Here is a 25,855-nt window from a genome sequence, read left to right on the forward strand (position 1 = left end):
ATCCGGCCGAGGAGCCACCACCGATGTCAACTCCCCTTCCCAGCACGGAACTCGGCGCGTTCCTCCGGGCCCACCGCGAGCTGCTCAAGCCCGCCGACGTGGGCCTGGTGGCAACCGCCCGGCGGCGCACGCCGGGGCTGCGCAGGGAGGAGGTGGCCTCGCTCTCCGGGGTGGGCCTGGCCTGGTACACCTGGCTGGAGCAGGGGAGGGTGACCGCCTCCCGGCAGGTGCTGGGGGCGGTCGCCCGGGCGCTGCGGCTCGACGCCGCCGGCCTGCGGCACGCGATGCGGCTGGCCGGCTATCACGAGCCCGCCGCCGCGGAGGACGACGGCGGCAGCGGTGAACTCGCCGCCGCCGTCCAGCCGGTGCTGGACTCCTGGCCCGCGAGCCCGGCCGCCCTGCTGGACCGCCACTTCGACCTCGTCGGCTGGAATGCCGCCTGGAGCGCGCTCTGGGGCAGCCCCGAGGCCGTGCCCGCCGACCGCCGCAACCTGATGTGGCTGATGGTGGCCGACACCCGGCTGCGGACGGTGCTGCACGACTGGGAGCCGCTCGCCATGAACGTTTTCCAGCACTTCCGCGCCCAGGCCGGACCCGCCCTGGGAGATCCCCGTACCGGCGAGGTCTACCGGCGGCTGGACGAGGACGCGCCGGAGCTCCGCCACTGGTGGGGATGCCACTCGGTGGCGGAGCTGACGGCCCGTACGGTCACCGTGGAGCCGGTGGGAATCGGCAGGATCGAGCTGTCCCTCTCCTCGTTCCACCCGGTGGACGACCCCAGCGCGCTGGTGCTTCTCTTCACACCGGCGTCCGCCGAGGACCGCACCAGGATGGGGGCCCTCGCCGGACGCCCGCTGCGGGCCGTGGACTCCGGTGCGGGACGCCAGGCCGGCTGACCGCCCCGCCGCGGAGTCGCTCAGGCGAGGTCCGGGGTGCGGGCCTCGGTGTCCGACGGCTCACCGGTGTGCCGCGCCGCCTTGCCGCGGCCTCCGCCGAGCGTGAGCGCTCCGAGCGCCGAGACCACCGCCAGTCCGGCGCCGATCACCAGGGTGCCCGTCGCGACATCGGTGAACGACCCCACCGCCCAGGCGCCCACCCCGGTACCGGCGTACATCGTCGAGGTCAGCCAGGCACTGGAGGTCGCCCGCAGCTCCGGGCTGACCGTGCCCGCCAGCGTCTGCTGATCGGTGACGAAACCACCGCTCGCCACAAACCACACCGCCACCCCGGCGAGCGCGAGCACCAGACCCGGGCCCCAGGCCGAGAGCGCGATGCCCACCGCGAGCAGGACGCCCCACACGGGGAGCAGCGGCACCTGGTCGCGTCCCGCGGCGCGGGCCCGGTCGCCCAGCCGCCCGCCGATCAGCGAACCGGCCACACTTCCCGCGCCCACCAGAATGCCGATCAGGCCGAGTGCCGACACGGACAGACCGAAACGCTGTACGAGCAGCGCGCCCAGAAATGTGTAGGCGCCCAGATTCGCGGCGTTGAACACGGTGTTGACGGTCAGCGCCTTGCGCAGCGTCGGATCGCTCCACGCGGCGAGCACCGCCCTGACCGCCCCGACCGGAGCCCGCTGTCCGGCGCCCACCGGTAGCTGGCGCAGCAGCAGCGGCACCGCGACCGCCGTCGCCACGGCCATGGCGAGGAACGCGGAGCGCCATCCCGCCCAGCCGGCCAGGAGCGCGCCGAGCGGCACGCCGACGACCTGACCGCAGGAGAACAGCGCCATGCCCAGCCCCAGAGCCCGGCCGCGCACCCGGTCGGGCGCGGTCTCGGCGATGTGCGCCCAGATCGCGGGCCCGGCAGCGGCGGCGGCGAGCCCCGCGACGGCCCGGGAGACCACCAGCAGTGCGAGCCCGGTGGAGAGCGCGGCGATGGCGTTGGACGCGAGGAACAGCGCGGCGCCGGCCAGCAGGGTGCGCCGCCGTCCGAAGCGGTCGCTGAGAAGACCGAGGAAGGGCGCGCAGATCGCGTACACGAGGACATACGCGGTCACACTGGAGGCCGCGGCGGCCTCGGTGACGTCGATGTCGTCCGCGATGGTCGGCAGCAGGGGCGAGACCAGGAATGTCTCGGTACCGAAGAGGAACAACAGGGCGAAGACCCCCGCGTACCGCAGCCGGTTGAACGTCTCGGAAGCGGATGGGGGGTCGTGCGCGTCCGGGAGAGCGCTCAAGGGGGATCACTGCCTTTCCAGCCGTCGGGGAGGAGCCGGGCGGCCTTCGGTGGCCGACGGGATGGCGGTACGCGGCTCCGGAGGATCGGGCCATCCGGCGCCATCGTGCGCGGAGCGCGCGCTCGCAACCAGGCAGGCGTTCATCCTGTGACCGGCGGTCATAGGCACCCGTACGGGCCGGCACGCAGTCGGGGGATCCTTACCCGCCGCCGGGAGCGCGGCCCCGGCCGCGGCGGGCTGACGACGACGGCCGTTCCCCGGGCCGGGACCTACGACCGTTCGGGTCCTACAACCGTTCCCGGGGCCGGGACCTACAGCGCCCCGCCGAGCCGGTCCAGCCACTCCCGCAGCAGGATCGCCTCGCCGTTGCTGAGCGCCGGGGGAGGTTCATCCGCGAGAGCCGTGGAGAGCGCCACCGCCAGCGTGCCGATCCCGGGCGCCGCATCCGTGCCCGCCGGACGGCCCTCACCGGCGGGCCCGCGCTCGCCGCCGAGCCGGCTCTCATCGATGAGGTCACGCAGCAGGGCGTCGCGCACCCGCCGTGACAGGGGAGCGTCGGCGGTGGCATCGGGACGCGCGATCAGACTCAGGGTGACGCCGACATTCGCCGCCGCGATCTCCTGCGCCGCTTCGGCCGGGTCGACCCGCAGGCCACCGGCCCGGGCGACGTCGGTGAGCAGCTCCAGCAGCATCGCCTCGGCCTGCCCGGTCAGCGTGCAGGGCACGCCCTGCTGGATCTGTCCGTAGAGCAGCACATAGAACGAAGGGTGCTCAAGCCCGAAGCGGACATGGTCGTCCCAGCCGTGACGGATCCGCTCCACCGGATCATCCCCGCCGCCCGGCCGCTCTTCGTTCCTGGCCTGGACATACTGGGTGAAGCCATAGTTGACGACGGCGTCGAGCAGGCCCTGCTTGCTGCCGAAGTGGTGGTACAGAGTCGGCGCCTGGACGCCGGCGCGTTCACAGATGGCCCGTGTGGAGACACCCCTGCCGCCGGACGCGTGCATGAGTTCGGCGGCTGCCAGCAGGAGCCGGTCCCGAGTGACGCCGGACTTGGACGATGCTTTTTCTACGACGGGAGGAGCCACGCCGTAAGAATAGCGCTATATAAGCTACAGTGAGCGCTATAGCGTGCCGGGCCCGCCGGGTCCGCGGTGACCCGACAGGAAACACGTATGCCCACCGCCGACGAACTCCTTGGGCGCGGTGTCGCCCTGCGACTCATCGAGACGGTCGGCCGGGCCGCTCCCCGCCGCCCACTGCGCTCGCTCGGCGAAGCGGCCGACGCGCTGGACGGGCTCAGTCTGCGGGAGCGCAGCGACCTCCTGGCCGACGCCCTGCTCAGGGACCTGCCTGAGGACTACTGGGCGCTGGACAAGATCTTCCGGGCCGCCCTCGACGACGAACTCTTCACCGGCTGGCTGATCTGGCCGGTCACGGAGGCTTCCGTACGGGCTGCCCTCAGCGACGGCACCGCCGCGTCGTTCGACGGTGTGCTCGACCTGCTCGCCGACCTCACACCGCGCCTGACGGGGGAGTTCGCCGTCCGGCCCCTGCTGGAGGCGGACCTGACGCGCGCCCTCCCGCGCATCCGCGCCTGGACCCGGCACCCCGACGCCCATGTCCGCCGCCTCGCCAGCGAGGGGACACGGCCGCATCTGCCCTGGGCGAAGAAGGTCAAGGCGATCCTCGCGGCACCGGAGAGCACCGTCCCGATCCTCGACGCCCTCTACCGGGACCCCAGCGAGTATGTGCGGCGCTCCGTCGCCAACCATCTCAATGACATCAGCAGGAACGAACCGGATTTGGTCGTCGCCACCGCCACCCGCTGGCTGGAGAACCCGGACGCCCACACGCGGTGGGTGGTGCGGCACGGGCTGCGCACCCTGGTCAAGCGGGCGCATCCGGGCGCCCTCGCTCTCCAGGGCTATCTGCCCGCTCCCCTGGTGACGGTCGCCGGCCCCGTCCTGGCCACGAACACCGTGGCGGTGGGCGAAGAACTCGCTTTCGAGGTCACCCTCACCAATACCGGCGCGGAAACGGCCGCGCTGGCCGTCGACTATCTGGTCCATCACAGGAAAGCCAACGGAGCGCTGCGTCCCAAGGTCTTCAAGCTCACCACCCGCACCCTGGAGCCGGGGCAGAGCGTCACGATCGCGCGTCGCCATTCCTTCAAGAAGATCAGCACGCGGACCTATTACGCCGGTGAACACGCCCTGGAGATCCAGGTCAATGGCAGCGTGGCCGGCCGCGGCGCGTTCCGGCTCGTCCTGGACGCCTGACCCTCCAGGCGCGGGGGCGGCGTCCGGTACCGCCGCCCGGCGCCACCCCCGCACCGCGCCCTCAGGGGGCGATCTCAAGCCCCGCGATCAGCCCGTCCCGCAGCGTGAAGCGGTAGGTCAGATCCACCGTGCCGCCGGGGAAATTACCTTCGAGACGCGTGCGGACGACATGGCCGTCCGTGCCGACGGGCTCTGAGCCCAGCACCGCGACGCTGTACTCGTACGCGGCGGCGGCCCCCTCCCGCCACCGACGGATCTCGGCATGTCCTCTGTACGCGCGGTCCTCGTCGGTCACCTCGGCATCCCGGGTGAACCAGCCCAGAAGAGCGTCCGAGTCGCGTTCCCTGTCGGCCTTCAGATACCCGGCGACAGCGTCCGGGAGGTCTTTCACCATGGCGTACGTCCATTCTCGTTTTCGGGGACACACATGTCGGGACACATAGGTGTGCGTCCGTGTTGATCGGCAGCCTCGCTATAGTCGCTACATTCGTCACTGTAGCAAGTGTGGCAGAGTGGAGAGGACGACACGGGCGGCCGTCAAGGGCCGCCGTCATTCCCACGTAACGGACAGGTCGATGTACACACCCCTGAATGAGTCCCTGACGGGCAAACGGGCCCTGGTCACCGGCGGCACCAAGGGCATGGGCGCGGCGATCGCCCAGCGCCTGGCGTACGGCGGAGCCACCGTCCTGGTGAGCGCGCGCTCCCTGCCCGACGGCCGGCCCGCGCCTGAGCTGTTCGTCCAGGCGGACGTCAGCACCGCCGACGGCACCAGCAGGCTCGCGGCCGAGGCGCTGGAGCGGCTGGGCGGTGTGGACATCCTGGTCAACAATGTCGGCGGCTCGGGCGCGCCCTCCGGCGGTTTCGCGGCGCTCGGCGACGAGGAGTGGGACCGGGCGCTGAACGCGAATCTGCTGGCTGCCGTACGGCTGGACCGCGCCCTGCTCCCTTCCATGATCGAGGCGGGTTCCGGCGCCGTCGTGCACATCTCGTCCATTCAGCGCCGCATGCCGCTGTACGAGGCCACGCTGGCCTACGCCGCCGCCAAGGCGGCTCTGACGACATACAGCAAGGGGCTGTCCAACGAGGTCGCTCCCCGCGGTGTCCGGGTCAACGCCGTCTCACCCGGTTTCATCCGGACCACGGCGGCCGACGCGCTTGTCGACCGTCTGGCCGAGGGGGCGGACACGGACCGCGAGGGGGCGCTGAAGATCCTCATGGACTCTCTCGGCGGTATCCCGCTCGGCCGGCCCGGCCTGCCGGAGGAGGTCGCCGAACTGGTGGCGTTCCTCGTCTCCGACCGCGCGGCGTCCATCGTCGGCGTCGACTACGTCATCGACGGGGGCACCGTCAGCACGGTCTGAGCCGCGCCCCGACGGGCCGGTCTCTCCCGCCCCGCTCCCTCGGTGTGCGGCGGCGGGGGCCGGCACGGAACAGCGAGCTGCCGTGCCGGCCCCGGGAGTGCCGGGAAACGGGTCCGCCCACCGGGCCGCCCCCGTACGGCGGCCCGGTGCTCAGCGCTGCGGTACCGGGAAGGACACCGGTCCGCGCAGGCCGGCCCGGTTCACCGCGCGGACACCGAAGAAGACATTGTCCTTGGACAGGTCCACGGTGTGGCTCGTCGCGTCCGCCGCCTTGATCACATGCGTCCACTCCGGCGCGGTCGTCTCGCGCCACACCACCTCGTGGCCGGCCAGACCGGGGTCCGTGCCGGGCTCCCACACCAGCTCGGTGGAGTTGGTCAGTGAACTGGTGACGATCTTCACCCCGCGCGGTGCGGCCGGTGCCTGGGCCAGGGTCCACAGGGCCGCGCCATTCACCCGGGCCACGCGGGCGATGTAACCGAAGTCGCAGAACTCGGGCAGGTCGCCGTACTGCTGACCGCCCTCCACCCGTACGTCCTGGTGCTGGTGGGCGAAGTCCTCGGTCGGCTCGGTGAAGCGGGCGGCGGCATAACCGCGTTCGAGGAAGGGGATGTGGTCGCCGCCGCGCAGATAGCGGTCCCGGCGGTAGACGACGCGGACGTTCATGCCCGTCGCGTCGTTGTCCGCGACGTCACGGACGAACCGCGCGAGCTGACGGGTCGGCGAGTCGTTCTCGCCGCCGACCGAGCGGCGGGTGTCGGCCTGCTGCGGTGTCTCGGAGGTGGGCACCCCCTCGGCGAAGAGACGCACGCTGTACGGGTCACGCGTGCCGTCGTCCGCCCGGGGACTGCCGACGATGTCATTGGTGAACATGGCCTGGACGTTCGCGCCCGCGGCCTTGAACCGCTCCGCCATATGGGTGGACCCGTACAGCCCCTGCTCCTCACCGGCGACGGCGGCGAAGACGATGGTCGAGGCGGGACGCCGCTTCGCCATCACCCGGGCCAGTTCCATCGCCACCGCGACCCCGGAGGCGTCGTCGTCGGCGCCCGGTGCGTCGCTGACGGCGTCCATGACATCGGTGGCACGCGAGTCGTAGTGGCCGGAGACGACATGAACACGATCGGGGTCGACCGAACCCCGCAGTGTCGCGACGACATTGGTGATCCGTGTCGCCACCGGGATCCGCGAGGCGGGCTCCTGCACATACGACTGGAGCTCGACGGTCATCCGGCCGCCGGAAGCCGCGGCGTACCGCTTCAGCTCGGCGTAGATCCAGTCCCGGGCGGCACCGATGCCGCGCTCCGGATCGTCCTGGGTGGACAGTGTGTGCCGCGTCCCGAACGCGGCGAGCCGGCGCACGGTCGCCTCGATCCGGTCGCGGTCGATCTCCTGGAGCAGTTCCCGCAGCTCCCGGCCGGGGGACTGGGCGGTGGCGGGACGGTCTCCGGACCTCCGTCCGGTGGACGCGGTCGCGGAGGCCGCCTGGGCCACCGAAGGCACACCCACCACAGCGGTCGCGGCGGCGGCCGACAGGACGGTTCTTCGGGGCGTCCCTGCGGGGTTCTGGGGCATGGCGAGTCCCTTCCACGGCTGCGTCAGTGACATGGCGCTCCATAGTCATGGACAGATCAACGACTCGCAAGGTCGCCCCACGGGCCACGCCTGCCCCGGCCCGCCCGCACCTGCGGGAAGCCTCGGCCACCCTCTCGGCGTTCAACCCCACTGACACCGTTCCCGGGGGCGTCCTCCGGCACATGACACCTGATCCGAAGGACAATGACGACGTGACTGTGCCACCGGCGATGCCCAGCCTCTCCGGCCAGACCTCCAGCGGCGAGGACATGCGGACCCCGCTGCGTGACTTTCTGCGTACGGAGACCGGCAGCGCCGCCTTCCTGCTGGTCGCGGCTCTGGCCGCGCTCGTCTGGGCCAACGCCGGCCCGGGGACCTACGCGGCGTTCTGGCACACCGAACTCGCCGTCCGCGTCGGCTCCACCGGTGTCTCGCTGGACCTGCGCGAGTGGGTGAACAGCGGACTGATGAGCCTGTTCTTCCTGGTCGTCGGCCTGGAGGCGCGCCGCGAGTTCGACATGGGCGAATTGCGCGAACGGAAGCGGGTCGCGCTTCCGCTGCTCGCCGGCATCAGCGGCATGGCCGTCCCCGTCGCGATCTACCTCGCCATCAACGCCGGCCACGACTCGGTGCACGGCTGGGGCGTCGCCATGTCGACGGACACCGCGTTCGCCCTGGGCATCCTCGCCCTCTTCGGGAGGCGTCTGCCGAGAGGGCTGCGCGTCTTCATCCTCACCGTCGCCGTCGTCGACGACTTCGTGGCACTCGGTGTGATCGCTATCGCGTACAGCGGACATGTCAATGTCGTCGCGCTGGTGGTCGCCCTGTGCGTCTTCGCGGTGATCCTGCTGGTCCGGGCCACCGGTGTGCGCAGGGGAGTGGTGTACGGGCTGCTCGCGGTCGCCGCCTGGGTCGCCCTGCTGAAGTCGGGCGTCGATCCCGTTGTCACCGGCCTCGCGATGGGGCTGATGACCTACGCCTATCCGGCGTCACGCAGCGATCTGGAGCGCGCGAGCGGTCTGTTCCGGCTCTTCCGGGAGCAGCCCACACCGGAACTGGAACGCGAGGTGCGGCTCGGGCTCGCCTCCGCGATCTCCCCGAACGCGCGACTGCTGCGGATGTACCACCCCTGGACGAGCTATGTGATCGTGCCGGTGTTCGCCCTCGCCAACGCGGGCATCACCCTGAGCGCCGACCAGCTCGGCCGGGCCTTCACCTCGCCGATCACGCTCGGCATCCTCTTCGGCTATCTGCTGGGCAAGCCCGTGGGCATCACCGGCGCCTCGCTGCTGACCACCTGGCTGAGCCGGGGACGACTGCGCCCGCCGGTCGGCTGGGGCGCCACCGGGGCCGGCGGCACGATCGCGGGCGTCGGCTTCACGGTCTCCCTGCTGATCGCCACCCTCGCCTTCAGCGGCAGCGATCTGGAGCAGGCGAAGATCGGCATTCTCGCCGCCGTGATCTGCTCCTTCGCCGCCACCTGGCTGGTCACCGGGGTCATCGGAGCACTGCCGCGGCGCAGGCGCGCCCGCGCCCTGCTCGGCACCTCCCAGTCCATCGTCGATCTGGCCGTCCCGGTCGACCCGGACCGCGATCATGTACGCGGTCCGCGGGACGCGCCGGTGACCGTCGTCGAGTACGGCGACTTCGAGTGCCCGTACTGCGGCCTGGCGGAGCCCGTGATCCGCGAACTCCTCGCGGGCGCCGGGGACATCCGGTACGTCTGGCGCCATCTGCCGCTCAACGACGTCCACCCGAACGCGCAGCTCGCCGCGGAGGCGGCCGAGGCAGCCGCCCTGCAGGGCCGCTACTGGGAGACGCACGACCTCCTGCTCGCCCACCAGGGCGACCTGCGCCCCGCCGACCTGCTCCGCTACGCCGAACAGACAGGACTCGACACCGACCGGTTCCACCGTGACCTGCGGGCCCACGCGGGAGCCGACCGGGTCGCCGAGGATGTCGAGTCCGCCGACCTGAGCGGTGTGTCGGGCACGCCGACCTTCTTCGTCAACGGACGGCGCCACCACGGCGCCTACGACATCGACGGCCTGTCCGCCGCCGTACGAGCCGCCCGCGAACGATCCGTCATGATCGCCTGATCCGGCCCGGCGCGCCGAGAGGAGCCGGTGCGCCCGCTCACCCGGGGCGGCTGTCGCTCGACGGGGAGCTCTCCTCCTGCTCCGTGCGCTCGGCGCCGCTCAGATACTCCACGGTGCCGGTCACCTCCAGAAAGCGCCGCAGCGGTGCCTGTCGCTCGGTGAGCACCAGGTACGCGCCGGCGGCTTCCGCGAGGCGTCTGATCATGAGCAGGGCCGAGAGACCCGTCGAATCGCACAGGGTGAGCCGACCGCAGTGCAGCTCCAGCCGGCGTACGTCCGGATGGCTCACCAGCAACCGCCGCACGGTCTCGACGGCCTCGTGCGACGTCTCGTAATCCAGCTCGCCGTCGAGTCCGACCACGGCGGTGCCCGGCCGGGGAGTGGAGACGAGAAGGGTCAGCGGATCGGGTAGGGACGACGTCATGCCGTGAACCTGCCCGGTCCGTGTCCTCCTACCGCGCTGAGATGCGTCCTTCGCGGCGCCGTGATGGCGACCAGGGCCATGTCGTCGTGCCGCCCGGAACCCACCCAGTCGGCGGCGATCACCTGGACGTGTTCGACGATCGCCTCCGCCGGCATCCCGGCGCATTCGGCGAGCGCGGCCGACAGCCGGTCCTCGCCGAACATGTCGCCGCCCGACGGCCCGCCCCTCGCCTCCGTGATGCCGTCGGAGAAGAGCAGACAGGTCTCACCCGGCTGGAGGACCGTGCGGAACGTCCGCGCGGACACCTCGGGGAGCGCCCCGATCAGCGTCCCTCTCGTACGCGCCACCTCCACGCCCCCGTCCGAACGGACGATCAGCGGAGCGGGATGCCCACCACTGGTCAGACGCAGCTCGATGCCGTGCGCCAGCCGCGCCACCGAGGCGAGCACCATCGTCGCGAACCGGGTGTGCCGGGAGGAGAGCAGCGCGCCGTTGAGGAGCTTCAGCAGCCGCTCGTGGTCCGGCTCGACCAGCCGCAGCGCCTGCAGGGTGTTGCGGATCTTCCCGGTCAGCACGGCCGCTTCGAGCCCCTTGCCGCAGACGTCGCCCAGCACGGCCTGGGACTCCCCGCCCTGCTGCTCGGCCGGATAGAAGTCGTAGAAGTCACCGCCGACGTGCTGGTCCTCCCGCGAGGTGCGGTAGCCGCCGGCGAATTCGACCCCGTCGTAGTGGTGAAGCCGGGGCGGCATCAGGTCCCGCATCAGCAGCTCCGTGACCGAGGACTGCTCCGCGAACAGCAGAGCGGCGGAGATCGCGGCGCCGGCCCGCGCGGCGAAGATGCCGGCGAGGGCCTCCTCGCTCTCCGTGAACGACGTCCGGCCCGCCCGGCGCAGCAGGATCAGCGCGCCCGCCGGGCCGCCGCTGCCCGGCAGCGGGGTGATCATGACGGAGCCGAGCTCCCCGAACCCGCCGGGGGCGAGCCACGGGGGAGCGGTGTCCGGATCGATCCAGCGCGAAGGCACGGGCGGAAAGCCCTGGAGTGCCTCGGCGAGGCCCGGCATGTCCGCGGGATCGGCCGTCAGGACGTCATGGGTGACCTGCCCGTCCTCACCGGCGCGGACGAGCGGCGCCCGGCGGCCCGTCCGGGGCCCGATCACGACCGTGGCGTCGGCCAGCCGTCCGGCGGCGAGCAGCGCCGTGGTGTCCATGCAGGTACGGGCGTTGAGAGAGGAGAGCAGCCGAGTGGACGCCTCGACGAGAAACGCGGTGCGCTCCCGTTCCAGGTCGAGCGCGTCCCGCGCCGCCCGATGGTCCGTTTCGTCGCTGAGCCACCAGGTCATCAGGCCCTCGGCGTCCGCCGTGACACCGCTGGCCCGGTACGAGCGCGCGCCCACCGGGCCGTGCGCCGTCCGCTCCTGGCCGGCATGCGCGTCGGCGAGCCACCGCGGTCCCGGGCCGGAGAGCTCCGAGCCGACGGCGAGGCCGGGCAGCAGCGCGGCAGCGGCCGCGTTGGCGAGACGCACCACACCGGTACGGTCGGCCACGATCACCGGGTGCGGCGAGGACTCCAGAACCGCGTCTCCCACGGCCGGGCCGGCCGCGGAGGTCGTCTTCGGCGAATCCGTCACATGGTGGAATGCCGTGCACTCGGCACGAATCCCGTTCACCCTCTCACAGTTCGGCTGCACTGTTGCTATTCTGCAACATTCCTTCCCCCGGTCGGAGAGCGCAATCCCTCCCGGCCGGAGCAGGTGCCGCCGAGGGAGTGAACCGGCGGACGAGCCGGCCGCGAGCCGGCCTCGGTCAGCGGCCCAGCGCGCTGTCGAGATCGGCGGCGACGGGAAAACGCCCGGCCGTCCCCGTCACGTCGAGCAGCCGCCGCACCGAAGGCCGCAGCGGGCCCACGATGCGCAGCTCGTACCGGCGCGCCGCGGCCAGCAGCAGATGAAGCACCGTCGAATCCGCGAAGGTCATCCGGGACAGATCGATGACGACCCGCCGGGCGCCGAACCGTCCCGCGTCGCTGATCGCGAGCTCTATCTCGGGCGCGACATCGACGTCCACTTCGCCCGCCAGGGTCACGACGTACGCATCTCCCAGGGGGTGATGTGTCACGACGGCGTGATCCGGTGCCTGAGGATGGTCGGGACTCATGGGGCCACAGCATGCCATGTGCGGCGGGCCGCCGCCGGAGTGATCACTTGGTGGTCGGCAGTGGCAGCGAAACGGTCGTTGAACCGGCCGGACGGGCGACGGGCCGGTCAATGACGGATCAGCGCCGTGATGGCCTTGCCGCCGTCCTCCAGCGGGAGCACCGTGACCTCGGCCAGTTGGTGCACCAGCGGCCAGCCGTAGCCGCCGGGCAGCCAGTCGTCGCCGTGCTCCTTGTGCCGGGGCAGCCGCGGACTCGCGTCCCGCACGGTGATCTCCACCGCTCCCGTGCGGGCGGCGATCCGGAAAGCCGTCACCCCGTCGGCGTGCCGAATGGCATTTGTCACAAGCTCGGACACGACGAGCAGCACATCGACCGCGGTGCGCTCGGGCACCGCCGGCTCGTGACGCTCCAGGAAGGAGCGCGCCAGCGCGCGGGCGCCGGCCGTGTCGGCGGGCCGTGCCTCAAGCCACGCAGGTGGTCCCGTGACGGCGTTGTCCGCTCCGTCGTCGACCGTTGTCATCCCCGCACCCCCATACGCGGCTGTAGATTCATGCCGGTGAACTCGTGCCGTGCTTGTGCCCGGTGTCACGTGCTTGTTCCCGCTCCATCACGCGGTGAACGCGATCGCGTGGTCCTGGGCCCGGCGGAGAGCATCGCACGTTTCCTCCGTTCGTGAACCGGAGTACGTGAACCAGTGTGCGTGGATATGCCGTTCCGTCCGGCCGGTTTGCCACAAGTGCACCCCTGGGGAGCGTTCTCGCACCGCGAGCGGAATGACGCTCTGGTTGTCGCATATGCTTCCGGCCGATACGACGCCGGGCGGCCCGGCGCCGCCGGGTGAGGGGGTGGAGTGTGGTCGAGTTGCCCGTAGGCCTCTCATCGCGTCCCGTGCGGGGCGCGCACAGCGCTGGGGCCGTGCCGTCGCAGGACGTTCCCGCGACCGTGCGGGACTCCCTGTGGTCGGTCGACGCCGTCATGCTGCTCGTCGAGGACGACTCCGGCGACGCGCTCCTCGTCGAGGAGATGCTGCTGGACAGCGACCTGGACGCGCCGCTCACCTGGTGCAAGACGCTGGCCGAGGCCCAGCGGTTCCTCGCCGCCTGCACCACGCCGGTCTGTGTGCTGCTCGACCTCCACCTGCCGGACGTCCACGGTGTCGATGCCGTCACCCGGATCGTCGGCAGCGCTCCCGGCGCCGCCATTGTGGTCCTCACGGGCCTGGCCGAGGGCGAGGCCGGGCTCTCGGCGGTGGCCACCGGCGCGCAGGACTATCTCGTCAAGGGACGGTTCGACCCGGAGGCGCTGAGCAGAGCGGTCCGCTACGCCCTCCAGCGCAAGCAGGTCGAGCAGGCCACCGCCGCCCTCCGCGCCAACGAGCTGATGGCTCAGGAGAACGCCCGGCTGGAACGGGGCCTGCTGCCCGTTCCACTGCTGCGCGGGGACGAATTCGAGGCGATCGCCCGCTATGAGCCGGGCCGCGCCCACGGCCTGCTGAGCGGCGACTTCTACGACGTCGTACAGACCGCGGACGGCACCGTCCACGCGGTGATAGGCGATGTCTCGGGCCACGGGGCCGCGGAGGCGGCCCTCGGCGTCTGCCTGCGGGTCGCCTGGCGCACCGCCGTGCTGTGCGAGACCCCGCCGCTGGAGCAGGTCAGACTCCTGGAGGAGATCCTGGTCGCGGAACGCTCCGACCAGCATGTGTTCGCCACGGTCAGCTCACTGGTCTTTCCGCCCGGCGGCCGGGAGGTGCGGGTCGTGCGCGCCGGTCATCCCGGGCTGCTCGTACGGCACGGCTCCGAGGTCGGCTGGGAGGAGCCACAGGTGGGCATGGCCCTGGGGCTGTTGCCCGGCATGGGACGCTGGACCGAGACCGTGCTGCCGCTGCCACCCGGAGGTCATGTGGTGCTCTTCACCGACGGCCTCTTCGAGGGACGTACGGGCCCGTCGAGTCGGCTGGGTGAGGAAGGGCTCCTCAGGGTGGCCAGAAAGCACGGCGCGCTGCCCGCGAGCGCGTTCATCGACGCGCTGGTCGACGAGGCCACCGAGGGAGCCGCCCCCTACGGCGGCCTCGCGGACGATGTCGCCGTGCTGCATCTGGGCTGGGGCGGGGCACCATGACGACGGACAGCGGGACGCGAACGGAGAACGTGACGAGTACCGGTACGGAGAACGCGACGCGCGCCGAGCGGCGCCCCCGCCGGGCCCTGCTGTGGCAGACGACACAGGCCCGGCTGTCGGTGCAGGGCTGGGTGCAGCTCATCCTTGGCGCGCTGGTGCTGGTGGTGTGCTGCTGCACCGTCGTCGGCGGCGTACTGCTCTCGCAGACGAACGACCGCACCACGGAACTCGTCGACCGCATCCAGCCGGCCCGTTCCAATGTCTTCCAGCTCCAGAAGTCCCTGCTCGACCAGGAGACCGGCGTGCGCGGATTCGCGCTGACCGCCGACCCGTCGTTCCTCGCGCCGTACAACCAGGGCCGCGAGGACGAGCAGCAGATCACCCGTCGGATCAGAACCATCGTCTCGTACGACCCCGAGGCGGTGGAGGACCTCGCCCGCATCACGCGCGCCGCCGAGGAGTGGCGGCGTGAGCAGGCGGAGTCGCTGATCGCGTCCGTGCGGACACGGGGCGCGGAAGCGGCCTCCGCCGACCGGCTGACGCAGAGCAAGGCCAAGTTCGACGAGGTGCGCGAACTGTTCGCGGCCCAGCAGAACCATCTCGACGCCGCCCGGGACCGGGCGCGTGCCCAGCTCGACGCGTCCCGTGACCTTCGTGACCTCGTGCTGATCCTGATTCTCTGCGTCTTCGCCGTCGCGGTGGTGTCCCTCGCGCTGGTGCTGCACCACATGGTCGGCCGGCCGCTGAACGCGCTGCGCGCCGCGTCCGACGGCGTGCGCGCCGGAGCGTTCGACCGGCGTATCGAGCCGGCCGGGCCCTCCGACGTCCGTGCCGTCGGCGCGGCCGTGGAGGACATGCGCCGGCGCCTCGCCGACGAACTCGCGGCCACCCAGTCCCGTGAGGCCCTGCTCGCGGACCAGACCAGGGAACTGCGCCGTTCGAACTCCGAGCTGGAGCAGTTCGCGTATGTGGCCTCGCACGACCTCCAGGAGCCGCTGCGCAAGGTCGCGTCCTTCTGCCAGCTCCTGGAGAAGCGTTACGGCGACCAGTTGGACAGCCGAGGCAAGCAGTACATCGACTTCGCCGTCGACGGTGCCAAGCGCATGCAGATCCTGATCAACGATCTGCTCACCTTCTCCCGGGTCGGGCGGGTGCACGACGCCGTGCAGACCGTCGAGCTGGACCGGGTCCTGGACGGCGCCCTGGGCAATCTCGCCCTGGTCGTCGAGGAGTCCGGCGTCACCGTCCTGCGGCCCGACCCGCTGCCGACGGTCACCGGCGATTCGACCACGCTCGCCATGCTCTGGCAGAACCTCGTCGGCAACGCGGTCAAGTTCCGCAGGCCCGACGAACCCGGCCGGATCGTCATCGGCTGCACCCGCGACGACGACGAATGGCACCTCACCGTCACGGACAACGGCATCGGCGTCGCGCCCGAATTCGCCGAGAAGGTCTTCATCATCTTCCAGCGGCTGCACGCCCGGGACGAGTACGAAGGCACCGGGATCGGCCTTGCGCTGTGCCGAAAGATCGTAGAGTTCCACGGGGGCAGGATCTGGCTGGAGCCGGTGACGGAAGGCGGCACCCGGATCCACTTCACCCTGCCCGTCCGCAGAGACCCCGCCGTGACCGCCGGTCCCGGCGCCCCTGCCGCCTCGCCGGAAGACGCCCCATTGACCGCTACGCCCACTCCGCCGGGAGCCGCCCAGTGAACAGCCCCGCGCGCGCCATCGAGGTCCTGCTGGTCGAGGACGACGCCGGCGACGAGCTGATGACCCGCGAAGCCTTCGCGGACAACAAGATCCGCAACACCCTCCATGTGGTGCGCGACGGAGAGGAAGCCCTCGACTTCCTGTACCAGCGCGGCGCCCACGGAGGGGCTCCCCGGCCCGATCTCATCCTGCTCGACCTCAATCTGCCCAAGTACGACGGGCGCCAGGTCCTGGAGCAGGTCAAGACGGATCCGGAGCTGTCCCTGATCCCCGTCGTCGTACTGACCACGTCCTCGGCGGAGGAGGACATCCTCCGCAGCTACAAACTGCACGCGAACGCCTACGTGACCAAGCCGGTCGACCTCGACCAGTTCATCGCGGCCGTCCGCCAGATCGACGAATTCTTTGTCACCGTGGTCCGCCTTCCGGGGCAGACGTGACGCCCTTCACGGAACCGGTCCGCATACCGTCGGCGTCCGGGGGCATAAAGGGATCCGAGAAGGGGGTCCCCGATCGCCCTCACCGGCGTGGGGCAGGAGCGCATGAACGAACAGACCATTAACACCCCGGCCTTCGCGGCCATCGGGCCCGAAGCCGTGCAGCCGCTGCGCCGTGCCGCCGAATTCAGCGGAGAGCCCGGCTGCGCCGCCGAGGCGCGGCTGCTCGCGGTGAGGTTTCTGCAGCAGCTCGAAGCTGAGTGGTTCGCCGCGCTCGGCGACCGCACGACCGGCGATCTGCTGCTGGTCGTCAGCGAACTGGTCACCAATGCCGAGCGGCACAGCCACGGCCCCTATCTGCTGGAGCTGGAGGGCACCGACCGGCAGGTGACCGTCACCGTGTACGACAGCAGCTCGACCCTTCCGCGCCGCTACCCGCGGGACCCGGGCCGGGTGGGCGGTCACGGCCTGGAGATCGTCCATACGCTGAGCGACCGGCTCAGCGCCGAACGGGTCCCGGTCGGCAAGCGGGTACAGGCCGCGTTCGACCTGGGACGCCACCGGGCCGGGGTCTGATCCCGGCGCCTGCCGACGCGACGGCCCGAGGCCCCGCACCGGACCGGCACGGGGCCGACAAGCCCGGACAGCGCCCTCTCACGGCTCCGGGCAGCACAGGGCCCGGCTCAGCCCGGCCGCCCGGCCGTCCGGCTGTCTTCAGTCTTCCTTTCTGCCGAACCAGTCCAGGCACAGGACCAGCGCGTCGTCGGTCGACTCGGCGTCGCGGTAGGCCGCCAGCTCGCGGAGCAGCGCGCGCGGCACCATGGCGGCGGGCAGCAGGCTCGTGGAGCTGATCGCGCGGGCCAGCGCACGGTCCCCGTAGACCTCGCCCTGTGGCGAGACCGCCGCGTAGACCCCGTCACTGACGAAGACCAGCCGGTCGCCCGGCAGGACCTGGAACGTCTGCGCCACATAGTCCGACTCCTCGAACATGCCGAGCGGAAGCTGTGCGTCCAGCTCGATGCGTTCGACGGTCTTGTCCCGCTGCCGCCAGAGCTGTGGCGACCCGGCGTCCACCGCCTCCACCTTGCCGGTCGCCAGGTCGAACCGGAGCAGCAGCGTCGAGACGTAGGAAGCGCCCCGGTGCTGCTCGTACAGGGCCTGGTCCGCCAGCGCGGCCTGGTCGGCGATGCCGATCCCGGCCCTGCGGGCGTTGCGCAGGGCGTTGACGGCGAGATTGGTGAGCAGGGACGCCTGGATGCCCTCACCCATGCCGTTGGTCACCGCGAGCGTCAGCTCGTCGGCGTCCGACGCCCAGTCGAAGTTGTCGCCGTGGATCGCGTAGGCGGGTTCGAGCTGGGCACCGACGGCGTACTCCTGCGCGGTGCAGGCACGCGCGGGCAGCAGCTCCCACTGCATCTCGGCCGCCAGGGTCAGCCGGTTCACCCGGCGGGCGCGCTGGTAGAGATCGGTGTCCCGCTCGGCCACCAGGATTTCGTGGCCGAGCAGTTCGGCCATCTGAGTCAGATCCTCCACGGTGTCCGGGGTGGAGCGGTCGCCGGGGAGCTGGACCGTGAGGATGCCGAGCCGCTCGCCGCGGACGGTGACCGGGAGATGGTGGTCCACCGCGTTCCGTTGCCTGACCTGCTGCACATGCCGCTCCTGGCTGCCGAAGGCCCGGCCCTCCGGGGTGTTGTGCAGCGACAGCGCCTCGGCCGGGTGGGTGGCGGTGTCGACCGGCTGGAGCACCGTGAGCCCGTAGTCGGCCAGGTAGAGCTGTACGGATGTCGCGCCGTACGCCGCGGCGAGCCGGGCCCGGAGGGTGTCCACCAGGGCATGCGGCGCCGCTGTGCGGACCGCTCTTTCCACATCCGAGAGTAGAGTCACTGTCGTTCTGGCCTTCTTCTTCCAGGGTCGGGTCCGTCAGGGCTGACAAAGGCCCGTGCCGGATGAAAGAGTGGATCGATGTCCCGCTTCACCGGTAAGCCGCACCAACGCGAGCAGGTTGCCGAGGCCGCCTGCGCCGCCTCGGAACTGCTCGAGGTGCTGTGGGGGCGTGGTCAGGAGGCCGCGCCTTCCGGGCCGGTCTCGCCTTCCCAACTACGGGCCCTTCTTGTCATCGAAAAACATGAGGGTGCGAATCTGCGGACGCTCGGAGACGTCCTGGGCTCGCGTCCCTCCTCGCTGAGCAGGCTCTGCGACCGGATGGAGGCCATGGGGCTGGTGATCCGTTCGCCCAGCCCCACCAGCCGCCGTGAGGTGGAGCTCCGGCTGAGCCGGCGGGGCCACCAGGTGCTGGACGAGTACCGCGCCTTCCGGAGCCGGGAGGTCGAGCTGGTGCTCGCGGAGATGGATCCGTCGGACATCGTCATGCTCGCGGAAGGGCTGATGGCGTTCCGGGCCGCGGCGACCCGGCGTCTCAGTGCCGCGGACAGCGCACCCGCCGCGTCCGAGCGGAGCCACGTGGCGGACAGCGCATAGCTTCATTCGGGCCCACTTCCTGGCATTGACACGTTACTCTCCGCGCAAGCTCATTGCGTGGAAGCAGTGAACAGATTGTTGCCCACCAGAGAATGTTGTCAAATGACAACTATCGCTTCTATCGTGGTGGCACCGTGTAGTGAGCCGTGGGGCCGGGCGGCACCGTCTCCCGTCCTCCTCCACCAGTCCCTGAAGGATCTCCGTGCAACCTCCCCACAGTGCAGGACAGGCCATGGCGATGGCGGCGAGACAGGACGGCGACGCGGTCGTTCTCGCTGTCAGCGGCGATCTCGATCTGGACAACATCACCCCCCTCGCCACCGCCCTGACCGAGGCGGGCGAAACCGTGCGGGGTCCGGTCGTGGTGGATCTCTCCGGTGTCAGCTTCGCCGACTCCACGACGGTGAATGTGCTCCTGCGCGCGCACGGCGCACTCGGCCCGAGACTGCGGCTCGCCGAGCTCTCCTCCTTTGTGCAGAGGCTGTTCTCGGTCATCGGGCTGGAGCAGGCCCTGCCTGTGTACGGCTCCGTGGAGGAGGCTCTGACGGCCGCGTCCCCGCCCGGCTCAGGGCCGCTCGCCACCGGGCCCTCTGACGGCGGCGAGTGACCGCGTGAAGGACCGCAGCCCGGTCAGGAGCCGGCGCTGGTCTCCCGCCGGCATCCGGCGCATGACTTCGGTGATCTCCGCCGTCCTGCGGGCCCGGTAGTCGGTCAGCAGGGCCTCCCCCTCCGGGGTGAGCGACAGCCCGATCTCCCGGCGGTCGGTGATCACGGAGTGGCGCTCCAGCATGCCCTCCGACTCCATGCCGCTGCACACGCGGCTGGCACGCGGGAGGGGCAGCCGTACGGCCTTGGCCAGTGCCGTCAGATTGATACCGGGGTGGGCCCGGATGATGCGCAGGACTCTCAACCGGTGGGGGAGCAGCCGGGGGTCGACGGCGGCGGCGGCGTTCGCCGCGATCTCCGCGACGGCCTCAGCCGACAAGGCGAGCTGTTCCGCGGCCTCGTGCAGCCTCTCGGCCGGCGTGGAAGAAGATGCCGCCGGTGCCGCCGAAGCCGCTGGTGATCCTGCCGCTTCGGCACGATGGCCTTCCATGTGCCCATCCGTTCCGCGTGTGACAACGGGTCAGAGCACGGCCGGAGGGACTCCGTACGGAATGCCGGTCCGTGGGAAGAGCCGGATCCGGACGCGCTGTCTGCCCACTGCCATGCCCGCTCATCCGGATTTCACACGAAGGCGGTTCATCTCCAAGGCGGCAGCGGCCGGGGAGTTGGTGGGGATGGGGGGAGTTACCCGGGGCGGGGTACTCCTGGCCGGGTCGCTTCACCGGCCCGACCGCCGGTGCCTGAGCAGGCTCCCGTGTCCAGGGCCCCGGCGAAGTCCTCGTCGCCTGCCGGGGCCGACACGTACCGGGCGGGTGGGTCAGACGGTCAGCGCCACTGATTCCGCCGTGGTGGCCGATGCGCCGGCCTGCTCGGCAAGCGCGCCGGCCAACTGCCGCTCCGCGACGGCGAGAGCGTCCTCGACGACGCGGGTGCCGGTCGAGACGCAGAGCGTGTAGGTGATGTCCTCGAGTCGTCTGCGCGTCTCGAAGCTGTTCGTTTCGGCGTGCAGAACCTGGAGGGCTTCGTACTGCTGGACGAGATTGCGCAGTATCGCGGGGTGAGCCATGAGCACGGGCATGCCTTCCTTCGTAGGCCGGACTGTCGTGCTCGCGTCTGCCCCGGTACGTGAAGACCATGTGCATCCATTTCGGCCTTCTGTCCTACCGACGGGTATTCCTTCTGCATACCGCCGGGTATGACGGGCCCCGGCGAGCGCGGGCCGGGAGACAACGCTCACCTGGAGACTCATGGGTGCCGATCGCGGGGGTAAACGACCGCTGGAGACGGCCGTAAGACGAGTTCAACCGACGGGGTGAGCCATATGCACCACCCGCACGTGACCGGAAATCAGTCCCGGCCCGAGGGCCAGGTCTTCGCCGAGTGTGACTGCCGGCCGCAGTTGGCGGCCGAGGCCCGCGACATGACGTACGGCTTTCTGGCCGGGCTCTGTCCCTCGCCCTCGGCGAACATGTCCCAGAATCTGATCCTGGTGGTGTCCGAACTGGTGACCAACTCGCTGCGGCACGCCGGCGAGGTCACCTCCTTGCGACTGCGCGCGGACCGCCGGAGCCTGCAGATAGTGGTGGACGACCCCAGCCCGGCGCAGCCCCAGGACCGTACGCCGGATCTCACGGGCCGGACCGGCGGCTTCGGCTGGCCCATGATCCAGCGGCTGGCGGAGAAGGTCACCGTCCGGCCCAGCCCGAGCGGCGGCAAGAGCATCGTGGCCGTTCTCGCGCGGTAGGGCGGTCCAGTCCTCGACGTGGGCCGCGGAGCACCGTCGTACGGCCCGGGCCACGCGCGTGACAGCACGGCGGAGGCGGGCTGCGGCAGGTGGCCCGGCACGGGCCGGGGCGTTGACGCGGTGGTCCGGACGCTCTACGTTGCGTGCGGAAAGCGCTTGCTGTGCCGCGGTGCTTGCTTGTGCCGCTTGGCGTGCCGTGCCTGTGGAGGGAGAGTTCGTGACGTCTCCGAGCGAGGTGACGGACGCGTCCCGCACCACAACCGCCCAGCGCCCCGGAGAGCGGCCGTGACGACGCCGGCGGCCGGGTTCGTCGGACTGCCGGGGGCCGTGGCCGTCTCCCATCTGCGGGTGTACGACTGGGAGGCCGCCGACGGATTCCGCGGTGGCACCCCGCATCTGCATCTCACCTGCTCCGAGGGGTATGTGGTGACGGCGGGCCGCGGCGCGGTGCACACGCTCAGGCCGGGCGGCTTCGACACCACCGCGCTGGAGCCCGGTGCCCTTGTGTGGTTCACACCCGGCACCATCCACCGCCTCGTCAACGACGGCGGGCTGCGTGTCGTGGTGCTGATGCAGAACAACGGTCTGCCGGAGGCCGGCGACGCCGTGCTCACCCTCCCGCCCGACCACCTCACCGATCCGGAGACGTATACGCGGGCCGTGCGGATCCCGGACGGCTCCGAGGCCGAACAGGCCGCCGCCGCGCGCCGGCGCCGGGACCTCGCGGTGGAGGGCTTTACGGCGCTGCGTACGGCGTGGGAGGCGGGCGACCAGCGGCCCCTGCTGGACTTCCAGCGGGCAGCCGCGGCGCTCGTGGCGCCCAGGGTGGCGGCCTGGCGGGCCCGCTGGGAGGCGGGCGCGGCGGAGGCCACCCGGCAGACCGGCGTCCAGCTCAACAGGCTCGCCTCCGGCGACCCCTCGTATCTGGCCGAGGCGCGGCTGCGTGCCCGGCTCCCCGCCGCGCGCGGCGTGTTCGGCATGTGCGGACGGCTGGACACCTACGACACCGCGTGACGACGTCGCACGAAGCGGCGGAAACACCCGGCAATTCTCACCGGAACGGAAAGGCGGGTGGGCCGGGACACCATTGTCCCGGCCCACCCGCACGTTTGTCGTGGAGATCGCTTTCGTGGTCTTTCTACGGCCGCTTTTCTACCAGCGGTACCAGCGGCCACGCTTGCCGCCCGAGGCGGTCGGCCGCACCAGGAACCCGAGCAGCCATACGACCAGCACAATGATGGCGATCCACCACAGCGCCTCCAGTGCGAAACCGGCTCCGAAGAGAATCAGAGCCAGCAGAAGTACGAGAAGAAGGGGAACCATAGTTATCAACCTCCAGTCATCCGTGTGCCCGGGCAAAAATCCTTCATGCCTCCTGGAATCTCTTTTTTCGGATGAGGTTTGACCGGCGTAATCGGGGTGATGCGATGGGTGGCCAGTGAAAGTCGAGTAGGGCAGGACGTGAGTGTCGTGACTGACCACGAGAAGACGGATGCCAAGGTCGAGCAGGTCAAGGGCAAGGTCAAGGAGACCACCGGCCGGGCTGTGGGCAATGAGCGTCTGACCGCCGAGGGCCGAGCCGAGCAGGCGAAGGGCGATGTGCGTCAGGCGAAGGAGAAGGTCAAGGACGCCTTCAAGCACTGACGGTGACATCCGCGGGAGCGGTGTCGCCCGGAGAATTCGCATTACCTGTGACAGGGGCCCGGCTATAAGCCGGGCCCCTGTCGCGATGAGGTGCGCCCACCGCTTCCGCTTTGTCGCGGGAGGGACGCGGACCGCTTTTCGAGCGGACGGTCACTCCCGTGACACGGGTCAACTCGTGTATGCCTCCAGTTCGGAAAGCTGTCCGGCAGGCCAGCCGGTGTTACCGGTGAAGGTCAGCCGCAGATAACGGGTCGATGTGCCGTCCAGATTGATCGTCACGGTGTTGTTGCTCGACGGGTTGAAGGTGTAGCCCGCCGAAGCCTTGAGCGTGGTGTAGGGGAGGGTGTTCGTGGTGCTCCCCAGCACACTCAGGGTCTGCGTGCGGGTGGCCCACGCCGACGACGGAGGGAGCTTCAGGACCACACGCTTGACCGCTTTCGCGGAGCCGAGGTCAACGGTGAGGGACTGGGGCCAGGCGTTGTTGGTGCTCTCCCAGTAGGAGTTGGCGTTGCCGTCGACCGCGTTGCCCGCGCCGTACACGTCCGCATGGCCGGTCTCGGTGATCGGACGGCCCTGGGCGATGTTGCCCGTGTCCGCCGGCGGGGTCGTCGGAGGAGTGGTCGGCGGGGTCGTGGGCGGAGTGGTCGGCGGGTCGGTGGGCGGGGTGCCGCCACCGGGTACACCGCCGTTGGTCCACACCGGGGCCGGCCATGTACCCGAGCACGCAGGCGGGTTGGCGTACCAGCCGGAGTTCCCGGCGCCCTGGGTGATCTGGAAACCGGATCCCACGCAGTTGTGGATCGGATTGGACTGCGCGATGTGCGTGGCGGTGACATTGGTGAACGAGGCCGTGCCGGGCGCCTGGATCTGCAGCGCGTAGGTACCGGCGCCGTCGATCTTGATGTTGTTGAAGCGCAGCCCGTTCGTGGCGCCCTCGATCAGGTGGATCGCGGCGTAGGAGCTGTCCAGGATCTCGCTGTCGCTGATGTTGATGGTGGCGTTGATCGGTTCGTTGAGACCGCTGAACCAGACCGCGCCGACACCGAACTGCCAGTTGTAGTCATTGTTTCCGGTACGGATCAGGGTGTTGCGCGCGGCGGTCGTGGTGCCGGAGACGGCCGTTCCCTGACCGGAGTTGACGCCCGGGTAGCGGTTGGCGATGTGCAGCCCGCCGCCGTTGGTGATGGTGTCCGACATGACGTTGTCGGAGATCGTGATGTCCTTGCCGCCGTAGGTGACGATGTTGTTCGCCAGGATCGGCAGGATCACCGTGTTGAACGTGAACTTGTTGTTGACGTTCGGGACGGCCTCCGCCCACATCGCCAGACCGTCGTCACCGGTGTTGCGCACAAAGGTGTTGGTGACGGTGGAGTTGGTGACGCCCATGTGGAAATTGACGCCGTCGGCGGTCTGGTCGAGGATGCGGCTGTTCTTGATGGTGAAGTTGTTCATGGGGCCGTCCATCCACGCCCCGACCTTGGTGTGCTGCATCCACACGTTGTCGACCGTGGAGTCGGACATCGCGCCACCGATCGCGTTGACCTGGTCGTTGTCCACGCGCTCACGGATGTCGCCCATGATGGCGAAGTCCTTCAGGGTGACGTTCTTGCTGCCGCCCGCGTTGGCGTACTTGCCGTACACACCGACGGCCTTGGCGCGGTTGGACGGGTCGCGCCCGGTCAGCACGCTGTACCAGGGGCCCGCGCCCGCCAGCGTCACCTGGTCGACGACGATGTGGTCGCGGACCTGGAAGGTGCCCTCGGGGATGTAGACCTGCCTGCCCTGGGTCCGGCCCGCGTCCACCGCGGCCTGGATCTTGGCGGTCGAGTCGGCGGCCCCGGTCGGGTCGGCGCCGAAGTCGCTCACCACGTCCAGCGCGCCGGCGGGCTTGGCGATCGCCGCGCCCACCTGCTCGAAGTCGGCCAGGTCGATGGTGAAGGTCGGCGACGCGGCCGTCGAGGAGACCTGGAGCCGGATCTTCGTACCGGCCGGCAGGGTGGACCCGAACTTGGTGCGGGTCTCGTCGTAGAAGTGGTGCGGGTTGGTGTCACCGGGGTTGTTGTTGAAGGGGTAACCGCCGTAGTACCAGCCGTACTTGGAAGTCACCGGCACGCTCTTCAGGGAGGTGCCGTTCACCCGCAGGTCGATGGTCGCGTCCCGGCCGGTGCCCGCCGCGTTGTCCGGCAGCGAGTACCGGAACGACATGGCGTTCGCCGGAGCGGTGAGAGTGAACTCCACGTACTCGCCGACCGCGTCGAGCGTCACGGCCTGCCGGCCCGACGCCTCGGAGGGCAGCGTGCCGTAGAGGCGGTTGGGACCGATCAGGGTGCCGTTGGTGGCGGCGTACTCGGCCTCCTGCTCCTTGAACGGCACGGTCGCGCCGCGACCGGGGACGTTGAGCGGAGAGGGTGCGGGAACAGCCGCCGCCTGGGCGGAGGGTGCGGTGGACATCACCACCGCTGCGGCCGTCCCGGCCACAGCGAGTGCGAGGGACACGGATGCGGATATGCCGCGCCGGAGCAAGCGGCGTCCAGGGGGGAGTGTCACAGACATACGTCCTTGCGGCTCGGGGGGGACTCTCTGCGGACGCGAAAAGGCTAGAAGTGAGCCCGCAGGAAGTCTATGAATCTGCGCAAATTTTGAAGACAGAAGTAAAAATCTTCGACCCGGGCCAGCGTTCTGAGCGGAACATACCGGTTGCTTCTTCTCAACTCCCCAACGGGGCGGGGAGGATGAACGGCCGTACGCGGGGCCCATGACTTCACGGCCCGCTGCGGACACCCGTCGCCGCACGTTCTGAGCGTCGGCCCTTGCGTGTTTTGTGATGGGCGCTTGCGCTCGGCCGTCATCACGCGTTCAGCGAACGGGGTCGTTCCGGGATGTGTTTGCGTTGCGGCGCAATCATCGGGCGGTATGCCGGGGCCGCCGGTCACTCATCCGCCACGGAAGCGGAAACGGGGGCGTGACGGGCCACGGGGCAATCATCGGCTGCCGTCGCCGAGCCAAGGGCCGTCTCCTGTCCGGAGGGCGCCGGG

Annotated in this window: 26 protein-coding genes; 13 read left to right on the forward strand and 13 right to left on the reverse strand. The window is 70.5% G+C overall.

The features are described from left to right. The first annotated feature begins 23 nt into the window (after nt 1–23). Nucleotides 24–896: a helix-turn-helix domain-containing protein gene (locus ABZ707_RS21545; protein WP_360177173.1), complete on the forward strand. Its 873-nt coding sequence runs from the start codon at nt 24–26 to the stop codon at nt 894–896. A 20-nt stretch (nt 897–916) separates the two neighbouring features. Here ABZ707_RS21545 and ABZ707_RS21550 read toward each other — a convergent pair whose 3' ends face one another. Continuing rightward, nucleotides 917–2,179, reverse strand: a complete 1,263-nt coding sequence (locus tag ABZ707_RS21550; RefSeq protein WP_360177176.1) for an MFS transporter — start codon at nt 2,177–2,179, stop codon at nt 917–919. A gap of 311 nt (nt 2,180–2,490) precedes the next feature. Further along, on the reverse strand, nt 2,491–3,267 hold the full coding sequence (locus ABZ707_RS21555; protein WP_360177179.1) for a TetR/AcrR family transcriptional regulator: 777 nt from the start codon (nt 3,265–3,267) through the stop codon (nt 2,491–2,493). Between the two features lie 87 nt (nt 3,268–3,354). On the opposite strand from ABZ707_RS21555, the gene ABZ707_RS21560 reads away from it, so the two are divergent. Then, nucleotides 3,355–4,461 (forward strand): DNA alkylation repair protein, encoded by a 1,107-nt coding sequence (locus tag ABZ707_RS21560; protein ID WP_360177182.1) that lies wholly within the window; start codon nt 3,355–3,357, stop codon nt 4,459–4,461. Nucleotides 4,462–4,522: 61 nt separating this feature from the next. Here ABZ707_RS21560 and ABZ707_RS21565 read toward each other — a convergent pair whose 3' ends face one another. Beyond that, nucleotides 4,523–4,855: a nuclear transport factor 2 family protein gene (locus ABZ707_RS21565; RefSeq protein WP_360177185.1), complete on the reverse strand. Its 333-nt coding sequence runs from the start codon at nt 4,853–4,855 to the stop codon at nt 4,523–4,525. 181 nt (nt 4,856–5,036) lie between these two features. Here ABZ707_RS21565 and ABZ707_RS21570 point away from each other — a divergent pair, with 181 nt between their 5' ends. Beyond that, complete coding sequence (locus ABZ707_RS21570; protein WP_360177188.1) at nt 5,037–5,825, forward strand: SDR family oxidoreductase; 789 nt, start codon at nt 5,037–5,039, stop codon at nt 5,823–5,825. Between the two features lie 150 nt (nt 5,826–5,975). Here ABZ707_RS21570 and ABZ707_RS21575 read toward each other — a convergent pair whose 3' ends face one another. Further along, the gene (locus ABZ707_RS21575; RefSeq protein WP_360177191.1) at nt 5,976–7,433 is read right to left on the reverse strand and encodes a M20/M25/M40 family metallo-hydrolase; all 1,458 of its coding nucleotides are present in this window, start codon (nt 7,431–7,433) and stop codon (nt 5,976–5,978) included. A gap of 197 nt (nt 7,434–7,630) precedes the next feature. Here ABZ707_RS21575 and nhaA point away from each other — a divergent pair, with 197 nt between their 5' ends. Next, nucleotides 7,631–9,499, forward strand: coding sequence for a Na+/H+ antiporter NhaA (nhaA, locus tag ABZ707_RS21580; protein ID WP_360177447.1), 1,869 nt, complete (start codon nt 7,631–7,633; stop codon nt 9,497–9,499). A 37-nt stretch (nt 9,500–9,536) separates the two neighbouring features. Here nhaA and ABZ707_RS21585 read toward each other — a convergent pair whose 3' ends face one another. The 4 genes from ABZ707_RS21585 to ABZ707_RS21600 form a co-directional block, all read right to left on the reverse strand. Continuing rightward, nucleotides 9,537–9,923, reverse strand: a complete 387-nt coding sequence (locus ABZ707_RS21585) for an STAS domain-containing protein (RefSeq protein ID WP_360177194.1) — start codon at nt 9,921–9,923, stop codon at nt 9,537–9,539. Further along, nucleotides 9,920–11,509: a PP2C family protein-serine/threonine phosphatase gene (locus ABZ707_RS21590; protein ID WP_360177450.1), complete on the reverse strand. Its 1,590-nt coding sequence runs from the start codon at nt 11,507–11,509 to the stop codon at nt 9,920–9,922. Before ABZ707_RS21590 ends, ABZ707_RS21585 begins: the two co-directional genes overlap by 4 nt. Nucleotides 11,510–11,726: 217 nt before the next feature. After that, the gene (locus ABZ707_RS21595; RefSeq protein ID WP_360177197.1) at nt 11,727–12,038 is read right to left on the reverse strand and encodes an STAS domain-containing protein; all 312 of its coding nucleotides are present in this window, start codon (nt 12,036–12,038) and stop codon (nt 11,727–11,729) included. Nucleotides 12,039–12,184: 146 nt separating this feature from the next. Beyond that, nucleotides 12,185–12,598, reverse strand: coding sequence for an ATP-binding protein (locus tag ABZ707_RS21600; protein WP_360177200.1), 414 nt, complete (start codon nt 12,596–12,598; stop codon nt 12,185–12,187). Nucleotides 12,599–13,053: 455 nt separating this feature from the next. Here ABZ707_RS21600 and ABZ707_RS21605 point away from each other — a divergent pair, with 455 nt between their 5' ends. From ABZ707_RS21605 to ABZ707_RS21620, 4 genes are all read left to right on the forward strand, one after another. Beyond that, the gene (locus ABZ707_RS21605; protein ID WP_360177453.1) at nt 13,054–14,199 is read left to right on the forward strand and encodes a SpoIIE family protein phosphatase; all 1,146 of its coding nucleotides are present in this window, start codon (nt 13,054–13,056) and stop codon (nt 14,197–14,199) included. Continuing rightward, nucleotides 14,196–15,911 carry a CHASE3 domain-containing protein gene (locus tag ABZ707_RS21610; protein ID WP_360177203.1) on the forward strand — a complete coding sequence of 572 codons (1,716 nt, stop codon included), beginning with the start codon at nt 14,196–14,198 and terminating at the stop codon, nt 15,909–15,911. Before ABZ707_RS21605 ends, ABZ707_RS21610 begins: the two co-directional genes overlap by 4 nt. Further along, nucleotides 15,908–16,351 (forward strand): response regulator, encoded by a 444-nt coding sequence (locus ABZ707_RS21615; RefSeq protein ID WP_360177206.1) that lies wholly within the window; start codon nt 15,908–15,910, stop codon nt 16,349–16,351. Before ABZ707_RS21610 ends, ABZ707_RS21615 begins: the two co-directional genes overlap by 4 nt. A 102-nt stretch (nt 16,352–16,453) precedes the next feature. Then, a complete protein-coding gene (locus ABZ707_RS21620; protein WP_360177209.1) occupies nt 16,454–16,924 on the forward strand; it encodes an ATP-binding protein in 471 nt (156 codons plus the stop codon). Between the two features lie 138 nt (nt 16,925–17,062). On the opposite strand, the gene ABZ707_RS21625 is transcribed toward ABZ707_RS21620, so the two are convergent. Next, nucleotides 17,063–18,232: a PP2C family protein-serine/threonine phosphatase gene (locus ABZ707_RS21625; RefSeq protein WP_360177212.1), complete on the reverse strand. Its 1,170-nt coding sequence runs from the start codon at nt 18,230–18,232 to the stop codon at nt 17,063–17,065. A gap of 78 nt (nt 18,233–18,310) precedes the next feature. Between ABZ707_RS21625 and ABZ707_RS21630 the strand changes: the two genes are divergently transcribed. Together ABZ707_RS21630 and ABZ707_RS21635 are read left to right on the forward strand one after the other, a co-directional pair. After that, nucleotides 18,311–18,826: a MarR family transcriptional regulator gene (locus tag ABZ707_RS21630; protein ID WP_360177215.1), complete on the forward strand. Its 516-nt coding sequence runs from the start codon at nt 18,311–18,313 to the stop codon at nt 18,824–18,826. A gap of 232 nt (nt 18,827–19,058) precedes the next feature. Next, nucleotides 19,059–19,433, forward strand: a complete 375-nt coding sequence (locus tag ABZ707_RS21635) for an STAS domain-containing protein (RefSeq protein ID WP_360177456.1) — start codon at nt 19,059–19,061, stop codon at nt 19,431–19,433. Here the strand turns inward: ABZ707_RS21635 and ABZ707_RS21640 are convergent. Both ABZ707_RS21640 and ABZ707_RS21645 read right to left on the reverse strand, forming a co-directional pair. Continuing rightward, on the reverse strand, nt 19,392–19,811 hold the full coding sequence (locus ABZ707_RS21640; protein WP_360177218.1) for a MarR family transcriptional regulator: 420 nt from the start codon (nt 19,809–19,811) through the stop codon (nt 19,392–19,394). The two genes, ABZ707_RS21635 and ABZ707_RS21640, sit on opposite strands and share 42 nt — an antisense overlap. 438 nt (nt 19,812–20,249) lie before the next feature. Then, a complete protein-coding gene (locus ABZ707_RS21645) occupies nt 20,250–20,504 on the reverse strand; it encodes a DUF5133 domain-containing protein (RefSeq protein WP_360177459.1) in 255 nt (84 codons plus the stop codon). Between the two features lie 264 nt (nt 20,505–20,768). On the opposite strand from ABZ707_RS21645, the gene ABZ707_RS21650 reads away from it, so the two are divergent. Together ABZ707_RS21650 and ABZ707_RS21655 are read left to right on the forward strand one after the other, a co-directional pair. Next, nucleotides 20,769–21,176, forward strand: a complete 408-nt coding sequence (locus tag ABZ707_RS21650) for an ATP-binding protein (RefSeq protein WP_360177220.1) — start codon at nt 20,769–20,771, stop codon at nt 21,174–21,176. Between the two features lie 285 nt (nt 21,177–21,461). Then, nucleotides 21,462–22,190 carry a cupin gene (locus tag ABZ707_RS21655; protein WP_360177222.1) on the forward strand — a complete coding sequence of 243 codons (729 nt, stop codon included), beginning with the start codon at nt 21,462–21,464 and terminating at the stop codon, nt 22,188–22,190. A 138-nt stretch (nt 22,191–22,328) separates the two neighbouring features. On the opposite strand, the gene ABZ707_RS21660 is transcribed toward ABZ707_RS21655, so the two are convergent. Continuing rightward, complete coding sequence (locus tag ABZ707_RS21660; protein WP_360177225.1) at nt 22,329–22,499, reverse strand: hydrophobic protein; 171 nt, start codon at nt 22,497–22,499, stop codon at nt 22,329–22,331. A 147-nt stretch (nt 22,500–22,646) separates the two neighbouring features. Here ABZ707_RS21660 and ABZ707_RS21665 point away from each other — a divergent pair, with 147 nt between their 5' ends. Further along, nucleotides 22,647–22,820: a CsbD family protein gene (locus ABZ707_RS21665; RefSeq protein ID WP_360177228.1), complete on the forward strand. Its 174-nt coding sequence runs from the start codon at nt 22,647–22,649 to the stop codon at nt 22,818–22,820. Between the two features lie 168 nt (nt 22,821–22,988). Here the strand turns inward: ABZ707_RS21665 and ABZ707_RS21670 are convergent, their stop codons facing one another. After that, nucleotides 22,989–25,373, reverse strand: a complete 2,385-nt coding sequence (locus tag ABZ707_RS21670) for a discoidin domain-containing protein (RefSeq protein ID WP_360177231.1) — start codon at nt 25,371–25,373, stop codon at nt 22,989–22,991. Nucleotides 25,374–25,855: the final 482 nt, after the last annotated feature.

Source organism: Streptomyces sp. NPDC006923 (genome assembly GCF_040635655.1).
GTDB lineage: Bacteria > Actinomycetota > Actinomycetes > Streptomycetales > Streptomycetaceae > Streptomyces.

Bases quoted from the DNA above. Each gene is read 5' to 3' on its own strand.
- ABZ707_RS21545 (WP_360177173.1), top strand. From the start codon at position 24: ATGTCAACTCCCCTTCCCAGCACGGAACTCGGCGCGTTCCTCCGGGCC.
- ABZ707_RS21560 (WP_360177182.1), top strand. From the start codon at position 3,355: ATGCCCACCGCCGACGAACTCCTTGGGCGCGGTGTCGCCCTGCGACTC.
- ABZ707_RS21565 (WP_360177185.1), bottom strand. From the start codon at position 4,855: ATGGTGAAAGACCTCCCGGACGCTGTCGCCGGGTATCTGAAGGCCGAC.
- ABZ707_RS21570 (WP_360177188.1), top strand. From the start codon at position 5,037: ATGTACACACCCCTGAATGAGTCCCTGACGGGCAAACGGGCCCTGGTC.
- ABZ707_RS21575 (WP_360177191.1), bottom strand. From the start codon at position 7,433: ATGTCACTGACGCAGCCGTGGAAGGGACTCGCCATGCCCCAGAACCCC.
- nhaA (WP_360177447.1), top strand. From the start codon at position 7,631: ATGCCCAGCCTCTCCGGCCAGACCTCCAGCGGCGAGGACATGCGGACC.
- ABZ707_RS21585 (WP_360177194.1), bottom strand. From the start codon at position 9,923: ATGACGTCGTCCCTACCCGATCCGCTGACCCTTCTCGTCTCCACTCCC.
- ABZ707_RS21600 (WP_360177200.1), bottom strand. From the start codon at position 12,598: ATGACAACGGTCGACGACGGAGCGGACAACGCCGTCACGGGACCACCT.
- ABZ707_RS21605 (WP_360177453.1), top strand. From the start codon at position 13,054: ATGCTGCTCGTCGAGGACGACTCCGGCGACGCGCTCCTCGTCGAGGAG.
- ABZ707_RS21610 (WP_360177203.1), top strand. From the start codon at position 14,196: ATGACGACGGACAGCGGGACGCGAACGGAGAACGTGACGAGTACCGGT.
- ABZ707_RS21620 (WP_360177209.1), top strand. From the start codon at position 16,454: ATGAACGAACAGACCATTAACACCCCGGCCTTCGCGGCCATCGGGCCC.
- ABZ707_RS21630 (WP_360177215.1), top strand. From the start codon at position 18,311: ATGTCCCGCTTCACCGGTAAGCCGCACCAACGCGAGCAGGTTGCCGAG.
- ABZ707_RS21635 (WP_360177456.1), top strand. From the start codon at position 19,059: ATGGCGATGGCGGCGAGACAGGACGGCGACGCGGTCGTTCTCGCTGTC.
- ABZ707_RS21660 (WP_360177225.1), bottom strand. From the start codon at position 22,499: ATGGTTCCCCTTCTTCTCGTACTTCTGCTGGCTCTGATTCTCTTCGGA.
- ABZ707_RS21670 (WP_360177231.1), bottom strand. From the start codon at position 25,373: ATGTCTGTGACACTCCCCCCTGGACGCCGCTTGCTCCGGCGCGGCATA.